The 21969-nt window shown below is 56.2% G+C and carries 21 protein-coding genes and 1 pseudogene; 8 read left to right on the forward strand and 14 right to left on the reverse strand.

Going from position 1 to position 21969, the window contains the following annotated elements; genetic code table 11:
- Nucleotides 1–897, forward strand: a complete 897-nt coding sequence (locus AC56K1_RS06835; RefSeq protein ID WP_497157083.1) for a dCTP deaminase domain-containing protein — start codon at nucleotides 1–3, stop codon at nucleotides 895–897.
- Nucleotides 898–921: 24 nt separating this feature from the next.
- On the opposite strand, the gene AC56K1_RS06840 is transcribed toward AC56K1_RS06835, so the two are convergent.
- From AC56K1_RS06840 to AC56K1_RS06850, 3 genes are all read right to left on the reverse strand, one after another.
- Complete coding sequence (locus AC56K1_RS06840) at nucleotides 922–1821, reverse strand: HNH endonuclease (protein ID WP_497157084.1); 900 nt, start codon at nucleotides 1819–1821, stop codon at nucleotides 922–924.
- 81 nt (nucleotides 1822–1902) lie between these two features.
- Nucleotides 1903–2301, reverse strand: a complete 399-nt coding sequence (locus AC56K1_RS06845; protein ID WP_497157185.1) for a very short patch repair endonuclease — start codon at nucleotides 2299–2301, stop codon at nucleotides 1903–1905.
- 23 nt (nucleotides 2302–2324) lie between these two features.
- Nucleotides 2325–3407, reverse strand: a complete 1083-nt coding sequence (locus tag AC56K1_RS06850; RefSeq protein WP_497157085.1) for a DNA cytosine methyltransferase — start codon at nucleotides 3405–3407, stop codon at nucleotides 2325–2327.
- 760 nt (nucleotides 3408–4167) lie between these two features.
- Between AC56K1_RS06850 and AC56K1_RS06855 the strand changes: the two genes are divergently transcribed.
- The 4 genes from AC56K1_RS06855 (at nucleotide 4168) to AC56K1_RS06870 (ending at nucleotide 7924) form a co-directional block, all read left to right on the forward strand.
- Nucleotides 4168–4752: a recombinase family protein gene (locus tag AC56K1_RS06855; protein ID WP_497157086.1), complete on the forward strand. Its 585-nt coding sequence runs from the start codon at nucleotides 4168–4170 to the stop codon at nucleotides 4750–4752.
- Nucleotides 4753–5807: 1055 nt separating this feature from the next.
- Nucleotides 5808–6116: a hypothetical protein gene (locus AC56K1_RS06860; RefSeq protein ID WP_497157087.1), complete on the forward strand. Its 309-nt coding sequence runs from the start codon at nucleotides 5808–5810 to the stop codon at nucleotides 6114–6116.
- Nucleotides 6113–6412 carry a hypothetical protein gene (locus AC56K1_RS06865; protein ID WP_497157088.1) on the forward strand — a complete coding sequence of 100 codons (300 nt, stop codon included), beginning with the start codon at nucleotides 6113–6115 and terminating at the stop codon, nucleotides 6410–6412. The genes AC56K1_RS06860 and AC56K1_RS06865 overlap by 4 nt, the downstream gene beginning before the upstream one ends.
- A 171-nt stretch (nucleotides 6413–6583) precedes the next feature.
- Nucleotides 6584–7924 carry a hypothetical protein gene (locus tag AC56K1_RS06870; protein ID WP_497157089.1) on the forward strand — a complete coding sequence of 447 codons (1341 nt, stop codon included), beginning with the start codon at nucleotides 6584–6586 and terminating at the stop codon, nucleotides 7922–7924.
- Nucleotides 7925–8300: 376 nt separating this feature from the next.
- Here AC56K1_RS06870 and AC56K1_RS06875 read toward each other — a convergent pair whose 3' ends face one another.
- The 3 genes from AC56K1_RS06875 to AC56K1_RS06885 are packed head-to-tail and all read right to left on the reverse strand — an operon-like array spanning nucleotide 8301 to nucleotide 9893.
- Nucleotides 8301–9347 (reverse strand): reverse transcriptase family protein, encoded by a 1047-nt coding sequence (locus AC56K1_RS06875; RefSeq protein ID WP_497157090.1) that lies wholly within the window; start codon nucleotides 9345–9347, stop codon nucleotides 8301–8303.
- Nucleotides 9328–9618 (reverse strand): helix-turn-helix domain-containing protein, encoded by a 291-nt coding sequence (locus tag AC56K1_RS06880; RefSeq protein ID WP_497157091.1) that lies wholly within the window; start codon nucleotides 9616–9618, stop codon nucleotides 9328–9330. The genes AC56K1_RS06875 and AC56K1_RS06880 overlap by 20 nt, the downstream gene beginning before the upstream one ends.
- 11 nt (nucleotides 9619–9629) lie before the next feature.
- Nucleotides 9630–9893 (reverse strand): hypothetical protein, encoded by a 264-nt coding sequence (locus AC56K1_RS06885; protein WP_497157092.1) that lies wholly within the window; start codon nucleotides 9891–9893, stop codon nucleotides 9630–9632.
- 526 nt (nucleotides 9894–10419) lie between these two features.
- Between AC56K1_RS06885 and AC56K1_RS06890 the strand changes: the two are divergent.
- A pseudogene (locus AC56K1_RS06890) lies at nucleotides 10420–10593 on the forward strand (cyclic pyranopterin monophosphate synthase MoaC); the annotation flags it as partial.
- Between the two features lie 2 nt (nucleotides 10594–10595).
- On the opposite strand, the gene AC56K1_RS06895 reads toward AC56K1_RS06890, so the two are convergent.
- Nucleotides 10596–11369, reverse strand: coding sequence for a DUF4386 domain-containing protein (locus AC56K1_RS06895; protein WP_497157093.1), 774 nt, complete (start codon nucleotides 11367–11369; stop codon nucleotides 10596–10598).
- 76 nt (nucleotides 11370–11445) lie between these two features.
- Nucleotides 11446–12939: a DUF4214 domain-containing protein gene (locus AC56K1_RS06900; RefSeq protein ID WP_497157094.1), complete on the reverse strand. Its 1494-nt coding sequence runs from the start codon at nucleotides 12937–12939 to the stop codon at nucleotides 11446–11448.
- Between the two features lie 175 nt (nucleotides 12940–13114).
- Here AC56K1_RS06900 and AC56K1_RS06905 point away from each other — a divergent pair, with 175 nt between their 5' ends.
- On the forward strand, nucleotides 13115–13828 hold the full coding sequence (locus AC56K1_RS06905; protein ID WP_497157095.1) for a flagellar brake protein: 714 nt from the start codon (nucleotides 13115–13117) through the stop codon (nucleotides 13826–13828).
- A 147-nt stretch (nucleotides 13829–13975) separates the two neighbouring features.
- Nucleotides 13976–16027 carry a S9 family peptidase gene (locus AC56K1_RS06910; RefSeq protein WP_497157186.1) on the forward strand — a complete coding sequence of 684 codons (2052 nt, stop codon included), beginning with the start codon at nucleotides 13976–13978 and terminating at the stop codon, nucleotides 16025–16027.
- A 102-nt stretch (nucleotides 16028–16129) separates the two neighbouring features.
- On the opposite strand, the gene AC56K1_RS06915 is transcribed toward AC56K1_RS06910, so the two are convergent.
- The 6 genes from AC56K1_RS06915 to recA all read right to left on the reverse strand — a co-directional run bounded on the left by AC56K1_RS06915 (nucleotide 16130) and on the right by recA (nucleotide 21798).
- Entirely contained in the window at nucleotides 16130–16627 is a 498-nt protein-coding gene (locus AC56K1_RS06915; RefSeq protein WP_497157096.1) for a pilin, read from the reverse strand.
- A gap of 342 nt (nucleotides 16628–16969) precedes the next feature.
- A complete protein-coding gene (sucD, locus tag AC56K1_RS06920) occupies nucleotides 16970–17851 on the reverse strand; it encodes a succinate--CoA ligase subunit alpha (protein ID WP_497133420.1) in 882 nt (293 codons plus the stop codon).
- 15 nt (nucleotides 17852–17866) lie between these two features.
- A complete protein-coding gene (sucC, locus tag AC56K1_RS06925; RefSeq protein ID WP_497157097.1) occupies nucleotides 17867–19036 on the reverse strand; it encodes an ADP-forming succinate--CoA ligase subunit beta in 1170 nt (389 codons plus the stop codon).
- A 67-nt stretch (nucleotides 19037–19103) separates the two neighbouring features.
- Complete coding sequence (locus AC56K1_RS06930) at nucleotides 19104–19679, reverse strand: DUF2889 domain-containing protein (protein ID WP_497157098.1); 576 nt, start codon at nucleotides 19677–19679, stop codon at nucleotides 19104–19106.
- A gap of 544 nt (nucleotides 19680–20223) precedes the next feature.
- Nucleotides 20224–20682 carry a recombination regulator RecX gene (gene recX, locus AC56K1_RS06935; protein WP_497157099.1) on the reverse strand — a complete coding sequence of 153 codons (459 nt, stop codon included), beginning with the start codon at nucleotides 20680–20682 and terminating at the stop codon, nucleotides 20224–20226.
- 24 nt (nucleotides 20683–20706) lie between these two features.
- On the reverse strand, nucleotides 20707–21798 hold the full coding sequence (recA, locus tag AC56K1_RS06940) for a recombinase RecA (protein ID WP_497157100.1): 1092 nt from the start codon (nucleotides 21796–21798) through the stop codon (nucleotides 20707–20709).
- Between the last annotated feature and the right edge of the window lie 171 nt (nucleotides 21799–21969).

Below are 21969 nucleotides of genomic sequence, written 5' to 3' on the forward strand. Positions count from 1 at the left end.
ATGGCGGTCTGCTTCAGTTTGGCTGGAAAATTTTTTCGTATTGCTCACGCTCATGAGGAAGAAATGGTTTTAACGTCGAAACAAATAAAAGATGCGAACATTGTACCAAACGGTGACATCGATGCTCGTCGGGATACAACGTACGACACTACAATCGCAGAAATTATCGAGTGTGGGAGAGTAGTCCATAGTACCTCTCATACCCTTAAGAGTCGGGGAGTGGTATGGGTAGTATCCAAGGAGGAGTTTAACGTACCGTCGAATGTTACGGGGCTTGCCTCTCTTAAGACTTCTTGGGCACACGACGGAGTATTTGCTCTCAACGTCGGTGTGATTGATCCTGGGTGGAAAGGACCAGTTGCCACAGCGTTGGTGAACTTCGGTCGTGACCCTGTGACGATTTCCAAAGGCGACCCATTCATTCGTGTGATGTTTCTTCAAGGTGACGCGGTACCCTCGCCAAGACCTCCAACATATATTGATCGGAAACACTACCTCAGCCGCATTGCCGATAAATCCCGCGCATTTTCAGATACCTTTTTGAACATGGCTCAGCTTACGGATGAAGTCGGGAAAGAAATTCTGAGAATGCCAAAATGGGCATACATTCTGACAGTCGCAGCAATCGCAATCTCTATCGCCGCAATTTTTGCTCCGATGGCATATAGCGTTTTTGCCGAAAATGCGGGTGATAAAGCAAAGCTCATAGACTTTGATCGGAGATTGCAGGCTTTAGAAGACGAAGCAAAAAGGGCTGCACAGCGGGACGCGGCTGCTGCTTTGCCCAATCCAGTCACCCCGCAAGCGCAAGCACAGCAGCAACAGCAACAGCAACAGCAACAGCAACAGCAACAGCAACAGCAACAGCAACAGCAACAGCAACAGCCAAAAACATAAACCAGTTATTTAGCATTCAGCAGATTAATCTTCCCTCTTGAGGTACTCATCTACCTCCATGTCCAGAGCGTGGATTTCATCGTGATGCACGTTACAAAGGGTAATGAGATTCTCTGCCGTGTTTGGCCCACCGCGTCCGTGATGTATCCGATGATGAAGTTCCAGAATCTTACGTGGATCGGAGGGCGTGAAGTCGCTATGCTTCCAAGAGCATTTCTGGCAAGCCATCCCGTCTCGTTTCAAAACCGATACGCGAACTCCATCGGGAATCTTACGATCCCATTGGGGCAACTGGCGGTCCTCTTCCAGGACGTAAACGCCGATAGGAAGGTCTAAACGTCCTTGTGACCTCGTGACGACGGGCCAGCCCAACTGCGTCCTCAACTCACGCGAACGCCGCGCCCATTCCGTCTTATCCCCCGCGACATACCTGAGTTCCTCGCCCGTAACCTGTTTGCCGACGTTCTGCCGCAAAAAGGCAAGAATCTTGTCCTGAACGGAGGCGTTCGATTTCCGGATGGATTTAGATACGTTCCACCTGTATGCCGCTTCCAAGTCCTGAGTGTCCTTCATTAAAAGATACTCTTCGGGTTTGATTGAGGACAACAATTTGCCATCAATCTCGATCACATTTCCTTCCTCTTCTTCTGCTTCAGCCAGCTCTTGAGCAGTAAGCCCGCTCAGGATTGACCAACCGAATTCGACGCGCAACTCCCTTACCCTGCGCGCCCATTCGCTGATACCTGACACGACCATTAACTCATCACCGTGGATAATCTTTTGAGGGTACGTCTTGAAATAAAAAATGATGCGATCCCGCGCAGCAGGAATGTTCTCGTTAATCAAGGAACTACCGAGGTCGCGTAATAAATGAAACGCAGGGATCAAAGACAAGACCCTATGCCTCAGGTCGGCATGTGCCATCTCATTTCCGAAGTCCTTAAGCACGTCAGCAAGTTGGATTCTGATGAGTTCAGGGGTGTTTTGGACTGGTCTACGCGCCATCTATTCTCTATTCCTTACGATTCTCACTAACTCATTGACACACCGCTCAACGTCGTCCTTAACCTCGTGCTCCCAGAACCGGACCACGGTCCAACCAAGCTGAGCTAGTCCGACATTGACCGTTTGATCGCGCAGCCTATTGTTGGCCAGCTTCTGCGACCAGAAATCGGCGTTAGTTTTTGGCTCTTGACCGTGGATGGGACACGCATGCCAAAAACAACCGTCTATGAACACTGCAACTCTGGCCGAGACAAACACTAAATCGGGCTTGCCAAGAAGCTTCCTACCAAGACGGTATCTCAAGCCCCGCGCCCATAGAACCTTACGAAATTTGACCTCCAAACTCGTATTTTTGTTCTTCACCTTGGACATGCAGCGACTTCTTTGCTGCGGCGTCATCACATCTGCCACACGATCTCCAGTTAGGCAGCCTTCTCCACGTTTGTCGCGTCCAGCATCTCCCTAACCATCTTGGAAATCGCACCAGCAAACGGTGGACAAACAGCGTTGCCGATTTGACGAGCAACTTCGGTCTTACTTCCGACAAAGGCGAAATCGTCTGGGAACCCCATCAGACGTGCTGCCTCTCTATGGGTAATAGGGCGGTGCTTCTCAGGATGAAGGTATCGACCTTTTTCAGGCTTGAAAAATTCTGTCCTGATGGTGACGGAAGGCTTATCCCACCACAGGCGACCAAACAAATCCGTCCCCCCAGAAGTCTTGCGAACCCAACAATCCGGCGTCAACTCAGGCGCATTCCTGTGGAGATCAAACCGATTGCCGCCTGGTGGAACGACCTTGTACCGCGCAAGACTCTTCGGCGTCGGATTCCGTCCGAAATGAAGGTTTAGGTGACCTTCAATGTCGCGGATTTCAACGCCTACAGGGTCAGGGAGGTCACCAATAGCATCCTTCACCGTAACCCAGTCCGGCAGATTGTCCTTTGAACCCGGGGCAGACCGAGTTGCCTCCGGAGGAAACTCCGGGCGTGCGACGCCAGCCTTTGCGTGCCATCCAACGATCACAGCTCGACGCCGCACTTGAGGCGCACCATAGTCAGCAGCATTCAGGATTTCTGACTTGATCTCAAAACCCATTTCCTCAGCCCGACGACGAATGTCATCGAACTCCGAAGACTTGAGCAGTTCCTTGACATTTTCCATCACGAAGACCTTAGCTCCGCTCGCCCTCACAATGTCCATGTAGGGCTCCCAAAGCGCGCGGCGCACGTCTCCCACACGGTTCTTGTTCAGCAAGCTGAAACCTTGGCATGGCGGACCGCCAATTACCACATCCGCTGCCGGAATTTCGGGCTGCCCCGCCAACCAGTCCTCGATGCTTCCTGAAACCGCTTTACCGCCAAAGGCTTCTTCGTGCGTCCGGATCGCGGCACGGTCATTGTCAACCGCAAGTACGCACTCGAAGCCACCGCCGAAGCGTTTGTCAACGAAGCCTAGCGTCATGCCCCCTGCTCCACAAAATAAATCAATTACACGATAGCTCATTGGTTGCTCTTCTTGCACTACACAGTCGGGTGTAAGTAAAAACGATAATTATGGCTTGCATCGCCTCACTTACACAGCATTATTTCACGGGTGGGACAACAGCGAGTACTGTACAAAAAACCAGTGGTTTAAGCAATGACCACACACTTGATCTAGAATCAATCGTAAGAAAACCACGTCTCTTCTAACTGCTCTTCCCGCTTGCTGCCTCACCTCGGCAGACTCCGAGATCTTGTAACCTAAAACGGGACCGGGGCATGGGGGGGTACCCTCATACCAGGAAGATCATCAGTCAAAAGCGATCTCTTTTGGGAGCTTCCCCCCGGGGGGGTGTGTTGCCAAAATCAAAAACTTACCCACCCGTTGATTTCCCAACAACAACAAACCAGTTTGACCTTTAGGGAAGATTTGATTTATTAGCCAAAAGACACTGTAGGGGGGTCTTTTTTAGGATGTAATTTATTTGGCCCGAGCGTTGCCCCACTACTCTGTTGCGAATTAGTTGAAGCGACAGTGGCAGCCAACGTAGCTGCGCATTAAGGTTCACGTCAGTAAACTCAACAATTCTCAATAGCCATTCGTCGCGTATGCGCTGAGGGCTACTAAGAAGGTGTCAGGATAAGGTGTACTTCAGTACCACACATTTACCTGACAGTACGAACCGTAATTTCTGTCAGCTTAGAGTCCGCTTAAGATTTTATTGACAGTACTGATTCATGATCTTAGAATCTATCCTGACACTAACGCACGATAAGACACCATGAAGACCGCCACCAAAATCACAGGACAGACCATCGGATACGTTCGGGTCAGTTCGCTCGACCAGAACAGCGAACGTCAGCTTGACGGCGTACAGCTTGACCAGGTTTTCACCGACAAGGCATCTGGCAAGGACACAGATAGGCCACAGCTTCAGGCTGCTATCAAGCACGCTAGGGCCGGTGACACGTTCATGATCCATTCCATGGATCGTCTCGCTAGGAATTCTGAGGACATGCAACGGATCGTCAGGGAACTCAAAGCCAAAGGCGTTACCGTTCACTTCGTCAAAGAAAGGCTGACGTTCACCGCTGGCACAGACAACCCGATGGATGAATTGATGTTCACGATGCTTGCGGCCTTCGCACAGTTTGAGCGATCGCTGATTCGAGAGCGTCAACGTGAGGGTATTGCAGTGGCAAAGGCCAAGGGTGATGTGTACCTTGGTCGGAAGCCTGCATTGAATGCTGAACAGGTCGCGGACCTGCAAGCCAAGGCTGCAACAGGTGCAAAGAAGACCGCCCTTGCTAGGGAATTCGGTATCAGCCGTGAGACCATTTATCAATATCTTCGCCAAGCTGCCTAAGGACACTCAGGGCTTCAAGTCGGGCTGCGCTGGGATTGGAGCAGTCTCGGGCATCGAAAGCTACCAATGAGTCCATATGCCCTTGTGCTTATTATACTTTCGACCGCCTATTTTTTAAGCACTGCTTATATAGGTGTACGAAGAACATCATTGTTTGAATGTTGACGGTGGTTGATCATTGCCTCAGACACCTTTGTTTTCAACTGGACAACAGGTAGCTGAAGACCACTGATGATCCTGATCCAGCAGCACAATCACAGCCCGATTCATCTCCTCTCCCACCACGGGAACGCAAAGCCATCCTAAGCCACGCATACACCTCTGGCGGTCATTGCCGTTCACTGGTTGCAGGTGTGTGTGAACTCGATGTTGTCGGCCTATACGCGGGCTGAGCGGCCTACTGGCGCCCTGAGCTTTCGTTAGCTCTTGACCAACCACTGCTTCATGTCTTTTGCGTCCGATGGGGGCCAGTCCGGCAGACCCGCATTTCAGGGTCAAAAGCTAAAACACACACCTAAGAGTAACCAACTCAAAACCAAGCTCCCCACTATGACGCCCTGAGCTTTCGTTAGCTCTTGACCAACCACTGCTTCATGTCTTTTGCGTCCGATGGGGGCCAGTCCGGCAGACCCGCATTTCAGGGTCAAAAGCTAAAACACACACCTAAGAGTAACCAACTCAAAACCAAGCTTCCCACTACGGCTGCGACGCCTGTCCAAGGAGGCATGGCGTCTGCACATCCAACAACTAATTTTTTACTACACCATGACTATTCAAAACGAAACAAACACGAACACAACGCCACCAGGAACCGATGAAACGACTGGTCGCAAAAAGTTTCCCAACGTCGCCAAGACCAGAGCCAACGCTTTCGCAGTAAGCCTAATTCCGGTGCTTCAGAAACTTACGGCCGAGGGCATTGTCGGCCACGTCGCAGTGGCTGCGGCCTTGAACGCCCGTGGGGTACCGACAGCACGTAATGGAAAATGGGCTGTGACCACAGTAACGAACCTAATTGGGCGACTCGCAGTCGTCAAGGCAACGGAGGGCGCAGCATGAGCAACTTTGTAAATATCAGTACCGAGCAAGGCGGTGACGAGAAAGTCGCAAGCGAACAGCGACAAAAGGTAGTTGGCCATGCCGGTGCCAAAGTTCTTAAGGACAAAGCTGACGCCTATGCGATTAGGTTGAAGCCTCTTCTGAAGGAGTTGAAAGAGCAAGGCGTGACAGGCCACACCGCAATTGCTACGGCTTTTAGCGCACGGAACATCTCAACGGCGCGGGGCGGGCAATGGACTGTCAGGGCCGTCACAAATTTGATCGGCCGACTTGCAGTCATCAAGGCTTCTGAGGGGGCCGTATGAGCAACAGCGTCATCCAAGTAAATTGTGCGAACGTCAAAGCTGCACAGCAGCGTATTCAGAATTCTAAAGGTGCGGTGCGCCTTGGGTCGGGAGCTGTGTTTTCCCTTGGACTGCTCCCAGTGCTTGAAGCATTTGAAGCTGATGGCCTGTTTAGACGTTCTCGTTTAGCCAAGTGCTTGAATGAGCGTGGAGTGGTTACGTCTGCCGGTAAACGCTGGGGGCCGGTGACGGTAGATCGGTTATTCGCTGAACTGGCTGATGTTATCAGGATGTCAACATGGATTGGAAAATCTTGAGTTTGGCCTACGCTACTGCCTAAGCTAGACCTATACCTAGCAAACACAGGCGCACACCCGAGCCAACTCTCCCTGTTGTCCAGTTTCCCCCATCTCAACACCTAACTAAGATTTGAAGCGCCGAGCTTTCCCAATAAGGCTCGGCCGCTGCATTTTCAAGATGCTTGAATCATGTTTGAAATCCAAGATATTAATCGCTTGACCAACGCTGAAACAATGCGCTCCCCCCGTTCTGACCATTGCCAACTCTCGTCGTCTGGCAGAGACCGGCCCCTTAATCCCTTTAGAGCCGCGGCTACCGAAAAGGCTGCGGCATTAGTCTCCGAGATGAAACGAATTTTACTCAATTATGAAGCATACTGTGTACCACGCAAGCGGAAGCGGCGGGTAATGGATTTACAGACTTTTGAGAGGCAAGTCGAAGCTCTTATATGTGACCTAGTCCACAGGGAATTAACGTGTCCTAATGGGGCGCTGACGATATCGTTGGCGAACACCGCATTGGGGTCACGCGACCGTTACAAACCTGCAGCAATCAGCAAGACGATCAAGGACGTATTGGACCTGATGAAAGCGCCTCCTGTTGGCTGGATCGAATACACCAAGGGTCTTTGGGTTCCTTCAGATCGCAGTAAATGCGCCCTAACAACGATCCGTGCTGGCGCACCTCTGAAGCATCGAATGCAGGAATATGGTCTCAGCTGCGCTGACTTCAAGCTAGATAGTTCAATGGAGGTGATCGTCTTGAAGGACCGAAAAAAATGTCGTGATGATCCTGGAGCATGGCTTCAATATGAAGACACCAACCAAACGAACTCGTATCGTGCTGACCTAAAGCGTATTAACGAACAACTTGCCCACGCTGAAATCGGTTACCTTTCCGATAGGCTGCAGATGGTTGACCTCACTAACCGTCATCTACAGCGATTTTTCAATAACGGATCGTTTGAGCAAGGGGGACGATTATTTGGCGGGTTTTGGATGACCATGACGAAGACCGACCGCCGGAACATCCAAATTAACGGCACACCGACAGTCACGCTTGATTTCGGGCAGATGAACCCAAGAATTCTGTATGGACTGGCAGACCATCACTGTGCACATATTGATGCCTACTCTTTACCAGGTCTGGAGCAATCCCGTGAGGGCGTTAAGGCGGTATTCAATTCTATGCTGCATCGGACCTCACCGATGACCAAGATGCCTAGAGGTACGGCTGATTTGTTCCCGTGCGGTATGAGGATCAAGGATATTGTTGCAGGCATCCGACTTGAGCATCGTTATATCGAAAAATACTTCTACACAGGAATTGGTATGAGGCTTCTGTACGAGGAAAGCCAGATACTTGTTGAAGTTCTGACCAAATTGAGTTGCTTGGGAATTGTTGCGCTACCCATCCACGACGCTGTCATAGTCGCTGTGCCGCATCAGGATCTCGCCATGGCGGTGATGCTTGATGTGTTTCAAAAACGCTTTGGCATCGCCGGAATCGTCCGGGTAGAGGCATCGTGATTGGACTGAGGCCAATAGCGACGTGGAATTTCAGCCCTGTTTATCTCTAACAGATTTCGGATTATAAGCGCGTAGGTCAATTACATGGCCTCTACTGCACTTTGTTACTGCTTCTAGTATGATGAACAGAGAAGCTAGTGAGCTAGGTATAACTAGAGTTATCCTTAGTAGGACTGATAAGGAATGATGAGTGAACCGCCAAGGCTGGAGATGCTATTTATCTGTCCCTTGCACTTTCATTCATCATTAATAATGGCTGAGCAGAGGATGTTGTAAGCCATGTATACTAGAGATATCCTTAGTAGGACTGATAAGGATGATGCCCAAATTAGCACTGATCTGGATACTATGGAGTTCACAGAACTTATGTTAATTATCAAATCAGCCACGGTGGAGAAATGGAGTTTGAGGAAGGTTCGACCTCATTTTTTATCGCATAACTCGAACTGACTTCCGAGGGTGTCAAGAGGACCCTCAGGACGGCCAAGCGTTTTTTGAGGGCATCAGCAGAAACCTTGTGATAGCTACCTAATCTCCCCACCCGTGTAGATACACTAGCCAACGCTTTTGTTACCTCGTCGCCCCGCGCCCCCAAAGATACCCTGCGTTCCAACTCGAACACGGCAGCACGTATTTTCTTACGCTCAGCAACCGGCAAAGCTACCTTTGTATTATGCAAAAGCTTGGTCGTGCGCAAAGGATTTTTGGAAGTTGTTATTTCATGCTTTCGCCGATTGGGAGAAAACCCATGATGAAGAAGCATGCCGTAAATCTGTGCGACGACATACGTCTTATCTTCAGGCTCAATCCTTTGTTTGGATGACACGGTAACATCATCAACATAACGTGAATAGGTAAGTCCACGCAATGCCAGCGTCTCTACTAAGAAGGGTTCATAGTTCCAAAATACAAGGTTTGCCAAAAACGAACTGGTGACTGCACCTTGGGGTAGCCCCCCGTTCAATGTAGTTAGGTCCGTCAGTAGGTCTGCTACATCCTTGGAAAATCCGAAGAGATTAACCCATGTGCGCGTTACCAAGGTTCGGCTCGCAGAGGGGAAAAACTGAGTTATGTCTTCAGCAAAGGTTATCTTCGCACGTACGTGCATAGCGGCATTTGTCCGAGGACTACGGCCGCGAATACTTCCGTGTAAATAGTTGGGGAATATTACACGCTGCAAGAGTCGTTCTTTGATTCTTATCTGGACAGCCTTCAGGCGAGGACGGGCATCGAAGGTTTGCCGTATTGACTTGTCGGGCTTGATTTCCTGCTTGGCAAGACGATACATCTTGGAAGCATTTGAGGCACACTGGACGAGAACACTCTGATGAACTCTAAGCGCCTTTGACAGTTCGGCAAGCCCGTGGATGCCAGCATGGGGGTAGCGCGCGGACAATACCGAATCATTTAATTTTTTTTTCATTAAGCAGACCCAGGGCGGCAAGCGCCAGTTGACCAGCTAGGGCTTTGTCAATCCCGGCTAACTCGCTGTCTTCGGCGCCGAGGAAGAACAAGATCTCCACAGGCACACCTAATGCCTCCGCAACTTTCTTCACAGTAGATACTGTCGGGTCACGTTTGGAATTCTCAAGCATCGACAGATACGAAACCGAAATGCCTGCCTTGGACGCGAGGTCGCCTTGGGATAACCCACGTTGCAGTCTACAAGTTTGGATAGATTTTCCGAGGTTCATATCTTTGAAAATTAATGGGCTTGCTGTGTCTTCGAAAAGTCGGTCTTCATGAGGTCTTTGATGTTGCTGACCACACTGATGACTACCCCGAGAAGCTGAAGAACACGCAAGCCCAATGCTTGCATATCCGCTGATTCAGCTTCTTCACTGACCCTTTCAAGGTCAGCAATAACCTGGTTCAACTCCCCTACAACACTAATGTCGAGCTGGCAATGGTGCATGTCTCTCAGTTTTTTCAACATCAAGACACTGTTTTCAATGTTACGTTTTTTCATGATTGTTTTCCTCATTCCGGGCGATAGTGCCCAGCCCCATAAGCAAAAGCCGGAAGATGCCAGCCCGACATAACAAGCCCATTACCAGTCATCGTCTCTGAGACCACAGCCCCACGTCAGCCCCACATGCCAGAGGAATGGCAGCGCGGTTGCGTGATCTGTCGTCTCGTCGCATCGGACGTAGCGCCCATGCGTGACATTTAGCCTACTTCTGGAAGCGGGCAACCCTAGTACGTTGGGTCGTATTGCTAACTTTGCGTCTGAGAAGGAAACAACGTAAAACCTTGAAAACCATCCGAGCGGTAGCACTCGGTCTGTTGATGAGTAGACCATACGTACCTAGCTATGTCAATACTCTTGTCCATAAATTTTCACTGACAGTGAAATTGGTTGTTGCTAGTTCGTTTTGCATTCAGGTAAACTGGCGTCAGACAGGGCAAAAATCCTGTCCCAAATTTGTCCCTTTTCGTGGGCAGAACAGATTATTTGAAGTTACTTACGCGCTCGACGGTTAGTGCTCGCTATCGTCGAAACCATCGGCAAGACCGGGGTCGAGATGGAAGCGCTCACTGCCGTGCAGGTGGGCCTGCTGACGGTGTATGACATGTGCAAGGCGGTGGATCGCGGGATGGTGATGACCAATGTGCGGGTGCTGGAGAAGCATGGGGGCAAGAGCGGGGATTGGACGGCTGACCTCTAAGCTCACTGCCGGGTTGCCCTCTCAGGCAGGCCCGCGGTTGCCGGGACAAGCTGCTTTCCACGCCACTTTGCCACGTCCACGCCTTTCATCAGCAGCCAGAGGCACATCGCAGTCTCCCCGAGAAAGGCCGGCAGCAGGATCGCCGGGAACAAGACACCCTGCACTGCCGGCGACAGGAACATGGCGAAGCTGTTAACGAGGTAGCAGGCGCCCACGATCTGCATCCCTACGCCGAGCATTGCGGGCAGATAACCGGATTTCCGGATCAGGTAGCCCACCAGCAGGCACTGCACGCCGAAGAAAATCAGCGCGACTCCGAAGGTATTCGCATGCGCCACGATGGCCATATAACTCAGGCCATAGCGCTGCTCGGCGCTCGTGACCTTCGCCAAGGCAGTGCTGGTCAAGGGATCGAGCGCCGCCTGCAGCTGCAGTGCGCACAGGCTTTCGACCGCAAGCGACACGAGCCCGAAGCAGACCACGGCTACCGCCAGGTGCCGGTTTACTGGCCGCAGGAGGAAGTACCAGATCGCGCTCAAGGCCACCGCACAGACCAGCAGGACGAGCTGGCTGGCAATGCCCACGCGCCACAGGAATTCCAACTCGAGGATGCGCTGGGCGGTGGCGGCAGGATCGCCTGCGACGACCAGGCCGTTCCGGATGACCGCCTCGCCGACGAGGCCAATCACGATGATGATCAGGTAAAGAAATCCCCCGGTTCGCGCAGCGCGCTGCACGGCGCGCGTATCGTTCTGGATGCGATGTCCTTCGGCCATGCCGCTTCCCCTGGTGAGTCGTCGTGCAGCCGAGCTTATGACAATGATTTCATAAGGTCAACGTTCTTCCGCTGCCTCAGCCTTCGCCGTAAGGCGTAAAGCCGAACCCATTCCCAATCACCCCCACCAGTGCAGCCTTGTTCTCCCCGCTTTCGCTGATATCCGCCAACACCTCGGCCACGGTCGCGGCGCGCCGATTCAACAGGTCGCTCCAGTAGGCAAGTGCCGCCGCTTCCGGTGCGCGGTGCAGGATGTTTTCGTAGAAGCGGGTCACCAGTTGCTGGTTGCTCGGACTGGCGCCGTAGATACCCTTGAATTCGTCCGAATTAATGAAGTTGCCCGCCACGCTGTCCAGGCTCGAACCCTTGTCCATCGCGCCGATCCAGTAACCCAGCCCGCCACTGTCTGGGGTGCGGTTGAACGCCGCCTGGTACAGCCGGTAGGCCTGCCCTGCATTGCCATCGATATCCAGCGCCAGCGTGGCATCGGCGAACACGATGCGCTCCACGTTGACGAGCTGGTTGACGGCGCCGGATTTGTCGCTCACGGTAAACGCCGACGCCGTGGCGCCTGCTTTCACGGTGACGTCGGCGCGCAGCGACGAAAGCTTCACGACATCCAGGCCGGAGCCGCCATCGACCTGGTGGCTGCCGCCCAGCAGCGAAAACACGTCCTTGCCCGCCCCGCCGGCAGCATGCAGGCGCCCCCCGCCGCCGGCGAGCGTGACGGTATCGTTGCCGTCGCCCGCGTCCACTACCACGTCCTCAGAGAGCCGGGCCGGCAGTTCGACGTTGATGTCGTCGTTGCCAGACGACGCGCGCATCAGCGCGTCCTCGATCACGTCGGTCGAACGCAATGCGGTCTGGGTGTCGGTGACGTTGAAGAAGCTGCCATCGCGGAAGCTCGTGCGGTAGGCGGTGAGCGTGCCGTCCACGACGCCATGCGACAAGCCCGGGCCCATGCTGTTGAAATCGCCCGACACCTTGAAGCGTCCGTCGATCACGCTCGAGAGGATGAACTTGTCCGAAGTCGCGGTGAGCTGGCTGAGCGTGCCCGCGACGATCCCGGCGGCGGTCATGGTCAGCGCGCCGTTCATCAGGATGGCCACATTGCCGACCTGCGGATCGTAGTCCGGGCTCCAGCTTGGCAGGTTGGTGGCAATGCGGATCGCATTCAGCGTCGAGGCCTGGGTCTTCGACGGGACCAGCGACAAGCCCTGGGTGCTGATGACGTAGTCGTAGTTCATCTGCCCGGCGACGCTGAAGGTCAGCGCCTGCGGCGCGATGAATTCGGTACTGGTCGCCGAAGCCTTGCCGCTGGCCGCATTCGGGTCGGCCATCTGGACGCCATAGAAGCTGCGCGTCGCACCGTCGGGGAAGTCGAGGCGCAAGGTCGTGCCGAGGTAGCTGTACGACGAGTAGTACAAATAATTCTGCCCGATCGCGTGGCTGGTCGTGGCAAACAGGTCGACCAGGCTTCCGAGGTCGCCGTTGAATCCGAGCTCGCCGGCCTGCGCATTCTGCTGCATATCGATCACGGCTTGGGACAGTTTGACGCGCACGGTGGTCATGCCAGCTCCTCGGGAAAGACGTGGTTTTACGCAGGGAAGAGGCATTGTAGCGACGCATGCCGACGCCAAATCTCGCCAATCTCCACTTTCCCGTTTTTACCCGGACGGGGTGATTGTTAGCTGCTATGATTCGCCTTTTTTGCATTCCACCCAACGGCAAACTGGCCCACACCACATGAACAGCGCCCAAGTCCAGGAGCTCAAGCAGCAGGAATTCGAATTCGAGACAATGAACCTGCAGGTCGGCGTCCGCCTGCAGGTGATGACGCATCGGCAGATGAAGCCGGTCCAGTATTTTTCGACCCTGATCGGATACGTCAAGGACGAGTACATCATCATCAAGATCCCGACCGAGAACGGCATGCCGATTTCGATCACGGAAGGCGATCCATTGACGGTGCGGGTGTTTTCGGGAGTGAACGTCTGTTCTTTCGCGTGCTCGGTCGTGCGCGTTTTCGCGCGCCCGCTGTTCTATCTTCACCTGTCCTTCCCGACCTCGATCCAGGGCACCAGCCTGCGCGGCGCCATGCGGGTCAAGGCCGCGATTCCGGCGCGGGTCACCCCGATGGGAAGCGGTGGACGGCCGGTCGACTGCTTCCTCACCAACGTGTCGGTGAGCGGCGCGCGTATCGAATCCCAGCATCCGCTGCCGCCCGATAACGAAGTCGTGGGGCTCACATTCACGCTGACGACGTCGCCGAGCAACCAGGAAGTGCAGGTCGAAACGCTGGCCGCCATCAGGAACACGACGGTGGCCAAGTCGGGGCCCGACAAGCTGGACGTATTCAGCTATGGCGTGCAGTTCGTCGACCTCGACCCGGTGCATTACACGCTGCTGCAGAACATGACGTATGAAGCCCTGCTCGCGGACCGGCTGAAGATCGTCTAGGCATCCGCCCAGGCTGGCGCCGCCCTCCAACATGTCACATGGTAAATTGCTCGCCTATGCGCGGCGCCCTGCCGCGTGCTGACATGACAACGAGGATGGAGCATGAAATTTCGTTTGCCGAGTTTGCTGCCGAAAGTGCTGCAACTAATGCCGATCGCGGCGGCTACCCTGGCCGCCACCACCGCAATGGCCGCGCCGCGCGGCTTTACCGTGGAAGACCTGGTGAACATGGAACGGGTGGGCAGCCCGGCCGTGTCACCTGACGCGAGCCGCGTCGTCTATACCGTGCGCAGCACGGACATGGGCAAGAACCGCGGCCACACCGAACTCTGGATGGTCGACCTGCGCGCCGCCAATCCGGCGCCGCAACGCCTGACCAGCCACGCCTCCAGCAGCACCGATCCGGAATGGGCGGCCTCCGGCGACGCGGTCTACTTCCTGTCGGCCCGCTCGGGCTCTTCGCAGGTGTGGCGCCTGCCGGTCGACGGCGGCAAAGCGCGTGGTAAGCCGGCCAAGGTCACCGACCTGCCGCTCGACGTCGACAGCTTCCGTGTTTCGCCCACCGGCGAACGCATCGCAATGAGCATGTCGGTGTTCCGCGACTGCCTTGAGCTCGCCTGCACCAAGAAGCGTGCCGATGCCAAGGCGAAGGACAAGGCCAGCGGCAAGCTGTACAACCGCCTGTTCGTGCGCCACTGGGATACCTGGGCCGACCACCGCAACGCCGTGCTGTTCTCGGCGCCGCTGGACGCAGGCGGCAAGGTGGTTAGCATGCCGGTCAGCCTGTCCGGTACGCTCGACGGAGACGTGCCGTCGAAACCTTTCGGCGACCGCGAGGAATTCCGCTTCAGCCCGGACGGCAAGACCATCGTGTTCTCGGTGCGCCTGGCCGGCAAGACAGAAGCCTGGTCGACCAATTTCGACCTGTACACCGTGCCCGCCGCCGGCGGCGCGGCGCCGCGCAACCTCACGGCCGACAATCCGGCATGGGACGCCAAGGGCGTGTATTCGCCGGACGGCCGCACCCTCGCCTATCTCTCCATGGCGCGTCCCGGCTTCGAGGCCGATCGCTTCCAGGTGATGCTGATGGACGTGGCCACCGGCTCGACGCGTAAACTCGCGGCCGACTGGGACCGTTCGGTCGGCAGCATCCAGTGGCGTGCCGACGGCAAGGCTTTGATTGTCGACGCCGAAGACATCGGCCAGCACCGCCTGTATTCGATCGACGTGGACAGTGGCAAGGTCGCTGCACTGACCGACAAGGGCGCGGTCGGCGCCTTCGACGTGCGCGGCGATACGGTCGCCTATACCCAGGCCAACCTGGCCTCCGGCGCGCAGCTGTTTTCGATGAAGCTGGGAAGCCCCCCAAACCAGCTGACCACCCTGAACACCGAACGCCTGAAGGACGTGCGCTGGGGCCAGTACGAGCAGTTCAGCTTCAAGGGCGCCAACGGCGATACCGTCTACGGACACGTGATGAAACCGTGGAACGCGGAAGCCGGCAAGAAGTATCCGGTCGCCTTCCTGGTGCACGGCGGCCCGCAGGGCAGTTTCGGCAATGGCTGGAGCTACCGCTGGAACCCGCAGGTGTATGCGGGCGCGGGTTATGCCACCGTGTTCATCGACTTCCACGGCTCGACCGGCTATGGCCAGAAGTTCACCGATTCGATCAGCGGCGACTGGGGCGGCAAACCGCTCGAAGACCTGCAAAAAGGCCTGGACGCGGCGGTCAAGCAGTTCCCATGGCTGGACCGCGGCCGCAGCTGCGCACTGGGCGCATCCTACGGCGGCTACATGATGAACTGGATCGCGGGGAACTGGAACGACGGCTTCCGCTGCCTGGTCAACCACGACGGCGTGTTCGACAATCGCGGGATGGCCTATTCGACCGAGGAACAGTGGTTCACCGACTGGGAAAACGGCGGCGCCTATTTCGCAGTGCCGCAGAACCACGAACGCTTCAATCCTGTCCATCACGTGAACAAGTGGAAGACGCCGATGCTGGTGATCCAGGGCGACCTGGATTTCCGCATCCCGACCGCGCAGGCCCTGTCGACGTTTACCGCGCTGCAGCGCAAGGGTATCGACAGCCAGCTGCTGGTGTTCCCGGACGAGAACCACTGGGTGCTCAAGCCGGCGAACTCGCTGCAATGGCATCACACGGTAATCAACTGGCTGGACAAGCACCTGAAGCAGTAAGCAAGGCGCCCGCTTCCCGTAAGCGGATGGGTTAACGAAAAGAGACCGCCGCGGCGGTCTCTTTTTCTGACCGCTTCCGCGGTCATTCACGATGGCTTGCGATTATGGCGCTGGGGCTGGAGCATCAGCAGCAGGGATGTCGCAACCAGCAGGCTTGTAGCCTTCGGTCTCGGCGAAACCGGTGGTGACGCAGGTGTAGACACCGGCTGCGCTACGGCTCAGGGCGATGGTCGGCGCAGTATCGGCATCAGCAGCCAGGCGGCCTGGGTTGGCGATGGTGCAGGTCAGGGCAGCGCCACCTTCGGCGGTCGGCACCGCTGCGGCGATGGTGGTGCAATTGCCGGTGGTTGCCGACAGGCCCGCTTTTGCCAGGAAGGTCTCAGGCGAATCAGCGCTGCTTTCAACGACAGCCATTTCGTAGCCGGTCTTGCCTGCCGAGATATCGGCGTAGGCAGCGGTTGCCTTCGACTTGGCGATGTAATCCTGGTACGCAGGGATGGCCACGGCAGCCAGGATACCGATGATGGCGACGACGATCATCAGTTCGATCAGGGTGAAGCCGCCTTGGGCTTTTTTGGCTTGCATTTGCTTGAAGTTCATTTTGTATCTCCAGGTGGTGTGTCAGGTGAATTTGGGTTACTGCTCAGTGCCACGCTTTCATATATGCAAGCGGTGTGCCAGCCCCAAAAATGTCGATTTTATGAAAAAAGAGATAACAAAACGGCCTGTCAACGCAAGTTTTGGCTTGATCGGTGACAAAAATTGTCAGGTGATGCCAGCAATTTTTGTCACTTGAACAGTTTACGTAACGCAATTTGTCATGCATAGACCACATTCGCCATGCCAGCTCCCGGCACGCGTGCCGGCTGGCGAAAACCGCGGGCGAAAAAAAAAGCGGTGAGCTTGCGCTCCCCGCTTTCTGCAACCGTGAGGTCGTCAGTATTACAGCATGGCCTTCAGCAGGCGTGCCATTTCCGACGGGTTCTTGGTGGCCTTGATGCCGCACTCTTCCATGATGTCCAGCTTGGCTTGCGCGGTATCGGCGCCGCCCGAGATCAGCGCGCCGGCGTGGCCCATGCGCTTGCCCGGAGGAGCGGTGACACCAGCGATGAAGCAGACCACTGGCTTCTTCATGTTGTCCTTGATCCAGTAGGCAGCATTGCCTTCGTCCGGACCGCCGATTTCGCCGATCATGATGACCGCGTCGGTATCAGGATCGTCGTTGAACATGCGCATCACGTCGATGTGCTTCAGGCCGTTGATCGGGTCGCCGCCGATGCCGACTGCCGACGACTGGCCCAGGCCCAGTGCGGTCAGCTGGCCGACTGCTTCATAGGTCAGGGTACCCGAACGCGACACGACGCCGATACGGCCCTTCTTGTGGATATGGCCCGGCATGATGCCGATCTTGATCTCGTCCGGGGTGATCAGGCCTGGGCAGTTCGGGCCCAGCAGCAGGGTCTTCGAGCCGGCTTTGGCCATGCGGTCCTTCAGGGCCATCATGTCGCGGACTGGAATGCCTTCGGTGATGCAGATTGCCAGGTCCAGGTCGGCTTCGACGGCTTCCCAGATCGCAGCGGCTGCGCCTGCCGGCGGCACGTAGATGACCGACACGGTGGCGCCGGTAGCGGCTTTGGCTTCCGACACGTTGGCGTAGATCGGGATGCCTTCGAAATCTTCGCCGGCTTTCTTCGGGTTCACGCCTGCGACGAAGGCAGCTTTGCCGTTCGCGTAGTCGCGGCACATACGGGTATGGAACTGACCGGTCTTGCCGGTGATACCCTGGGTGATGACTTTAGTATCTTTGTTGATCAGGATCGACATTTGTTTATTCCTTAATTAGGCTTGACCAGCTGCAGCGGCGACGACGGCCTTGGCTGCATCTTCCATCGTATCGGCAGCGATGATCGGCAGGCCGGAGTCGGCCAGCATCTTCTTGCCCAGGTCTTCGTTGGTGCCCTTCATGCGGACGACCAGCGGCACCTGCAGCGACACAGCCTTCGATGCGGTGATCACGCCTTCGGCGATCACGTCGCAGCGCATGATGCCGCCGAAAATGTTGACCAGGATGGCTTTCAGGCCAGGGTTCTTCAGCATGATCTTGAATGCTTCGGTGACTTTCTCAGCCGTCGCACCGCCGCCCACGTCCAGGAAGTTGGCCGGCTCGCCGCCGAACAGCTTGATGGTGTCCATGGTGGCCATGGCCAGGCCGGCGCCATTCACGAGGCAGCCGATGTTGCCGTCGAGCGAGATGTAGGCGAGGTCGAACTTCGATGCTTCGACTTCGGCTGGATCTTCTTCGTCCAGGTCGCGGTAGGCGACGATTTCCGGCTGGCGGTACAGCGCGTTCGAGTCGAAGTTGAACTTCGCGTCGAGGGCGATGACCTTGCCCGAACCGGTCAGGATCAGCGGGTTGATTTCGGCCAGCGACGAATCGGTTTCCCAGTAGGCTTTGTACAGGCCCTTCAGTTGCACGCGGGCGTCGGCCAGCGATTCGGCAGGCACGCCGATCTTGGTCGAGATCTCGTCGGCTTCAGCATCGGTCAGGCCGACGGCCGGGTCGATCGCGATCGAGTGGATCTTTTCCGGGTTGCTGTGCGCGACTTCTTCGATGTCCATGCCGCCTTCCGACGAGGCCATCAGCACGACGCGCTGCGAAATGCGGTCGGTGACCATCGAGACGTACAGTTCCTTCTTGATGTCGGCGCCTTCTTCGACCAGCAGGCGACGCACTTTCTGGCCTTCAGGGCCGGTTTGATGCGTGATGAGCTGCATGCCCATGATCTGTTCTGCGTATTCCTTGACCTGCTCCAGCGACTTGGCAACCTTGACGCCGCCGCCCTTGCCGCGACCGCCAGCATGGATCTGCGCCTTGACGACCCAGACCGGACCGCCCAGTTCTTCAGCGGCCTTGACCGCCTCTTCGACCGACATGCACGGAATGCCGCGCGGAACGGTCACTCCGAACTTTCGGAGGATCTCTTTGCCTTGATACTCATGGATTTTCATGCTGGCTTCCCTTCGTCTATTACTGATTTAGAAATACGGTTGAAATACAAATGACAAACATCGAATGCTAACCCGCGACGGCTTTGATCGACCAGCGGGGATAATAGGTGGCCACGGCGGGTCCGTCGCTGCGCAGCGCATGGCAACGATCGAGCTCGAAAGGCCGTTCGGCCGAGTGCATACTGCCATTCGCGTCGGCGCCGCCGCGGGTGTCGAACACGTCGTCGGCAAAGGCTTGCAGCGCTGCGGTAGGCAGCACCTGGGCCAATTCGGTCAGGTGGGTGCAACCGAGCACGCCCGAAAGGCGGTCTTTCAGGTGCAACCGGAAATGGTTCATCAGCGACAGGCCGACCAGCTTTTTGTAGGCTGGGACGATCGTCTCACAGAAACCGGGATACGGAACGGCATCGGACGCGGCTTCGGCATCCACGATGGTCAGGTTGCGGTCGATGGTGACGCGCAGTTTGAGGTCGTGCACAGGCAGGCCGCCGGGGCGGGTGCCGGAAGCAAGCTGGATGTCACGGGTTTTGACGTCGCGGATGCTGGCGTCCAGATCCCACAGGCCATCATCGCGCGCATAGGCTTCGACAGTGATGGCGCGCGTATGCCGGAGCGAGCGCGATACGGGAAGAGACAGGGGCATAAAAACCAATGCCGCTTGCGCGGCCGTTAGTGGTGCAGCCAGTGTGCGTTATGCACGTTGCCGTAGCTTCTACGACAACAACCGCTCATGCGGCGCTGCTTAAACCACAAAAGTTTATCACAGGGCGTTGTAGGTTGCACTGCAACAGAGCCGTTTTCAGGGCTTGGCAGGCATATTCGGCGGGGTTTCTTGCAGAGTGGGCAATGTTGCAGTGGCTCGGACGCTGTGTGCTGATGGGCTCGGTAGTAGAACGGGTGTTACCTATGTCCCTGGACAACTGTTACCTATGTCCCTGTGCCATACAGACTTGCCCACGCTACGATACGCGGGCGCGCAACGGGTGGCGAGTGCGTTCATGGTTGCGCGTGCGTTCAAAGTCGCGGGTGCGCGCAGAGTCCCGAGTACGCACGGAGTCACGCCCGCGGAACATGCGGTGGAATTGGGAGACGAAATGCAAAACCAGCGCGCCAGGGAAGGCCCCGCTCAAAGATGCTATTAGATGATGTTGCTATAAACAGGCTGCCAGGACGGAAACCCGTCTTCGTCAGAACTCGTCGTCTTCCGGCCCGCCCTGCATCGCAATCCGCGCGGCGCGCTGCGAAAAGCCGCGCTGCAGCAGGAAGCGCATCTGCTTGGCACGCTCGGCCGCGTCAAGCGCGACGGTGCCGAACTTGCGCTGCCAGACTTCGGTCGCGCGCGCCGTTTCGGTGTCGGTCAGGCCGGCCTTGAGTTCGGCCAGGGTCTCGCCATTGACGCCATGGCTTTTCAGCTCGGCCATGACGCGGCTGTTGCCGAAACGTGCCGCGCGCCTGTTGATGAGCGATTCGGCGAAGCGTTCTTGCGACAGCCAGTTATTCTTTTCAAGGAAATCCAGGAGGGCTTCCACGTCATCGCCCTCCTCGGCATAACGGGCCAGTTTGCGCCCCAACTCGAGCCGGCTGTGCTCGCGCATCGACAGATAGCGAAGCGCGCGCCCTTTAAGGCTGAGCTGGGGTGCTGGCATGGACTAGCGACCGGCTGCCGGCGATTACTCGCCGACCGCCTGCAGCTTCACCTTGCCGGCTTCTTCAGCGGCAGCGACAGCAGCAGTGACCGGCGGCAGTTCACGCACGCCCAAGGCCGTACGGACCTTGTTCTCGATCTCGCGGGCCAGCGCAGGACGATCGCGCAGGAACTGGCGGGCGTTATCCTTGCCCTGTCCGATGCGTTCGCCGTTATAGCTGTACCAAGAGCCCGACTTCTCGACGATCTTGTTGTCGGCGCCGAGGTCCAGGATTTCGCCTTCGCGCGACGTGCCTTCTCCATAAAGGATGTCGAAGTGCGCTTCTTTGAACGGAGGTGCGATCTTGTTCTTGACGACCTTGACCTTGGTTTCGTTACCGATCACCTCGTCACCCGACTTGATCGAACCGGTACGGCGGATGTCCAGGCGCACGGAGGCGTAGAACTTCAGCGCGTTACCGCCGGTCGTGGTTTCCGGACTGCCGAACATCACGCCGATCTTCATACGGATCTGGTTAATGAAGATCACCAGGGTATTGGTACGGTTGATCGAGCCGGTGAGCTTGCGCAGCGCCTGCGACATCAGTCGTGCCTGCAGGCCCGGGAGCGAGTCGCCCATGTCGCCTTCGATCTCGGCGCGCGGGGTCAGTGCCGCCACCGAGTCGATGACCACGAGGTCGACCGAACCCGAACGCACCAGTGCGTCGGTGATTTCGAGAGCCTGTTCGCCGGTATCCGGCTGCGAGATCAGCAGGTCGGACAGGTTAATGCCCAGCTTTTGCGCATAGCCGACGTCGAGCGCGTGCTCGGCATCGATAAAGGCGCAGGTGCCGCCCAGTTTTTGCATTTGCGCGATGGTCTGCAGCGTCAGGGTGGTTTTACCCGACGATTCAGGACCGTAGATCTCGACGATACGGCCGCGCGGCAGGCCACCGACGCCCAGCGCGATGTCCAGGCCCAGCGAGCCGGTGGAAACAGTCTGCACCTCCTCGACCGGCGTATTGGCATCCATACGCATGACCGAACCCTTGCCGAACTGCTTTTCAATTTGCGCCAGGGCGGCGGCCAGCGCCTTGCCCTTTTCAACGGCGTTTACTGCGGTTTTTTTGTCGTCCATGGTGTACTTTCAGCTGTGGAGTAGGCAAGGTAGGGTCACTACCGCGCAAATCAAGGTCACTACTGTATAAAATTCCAGTGGTTCTCAAACGTGAATTCAAGTCACTACTGTATATAAATCCAGTAGTTTATGCAAGCGAAAAAAACCTCCATGTTGTTAAGAGGAGGCTCG

This window comes from Telluria sp. ZB4P37 (genome assembly GCF_059685855.1).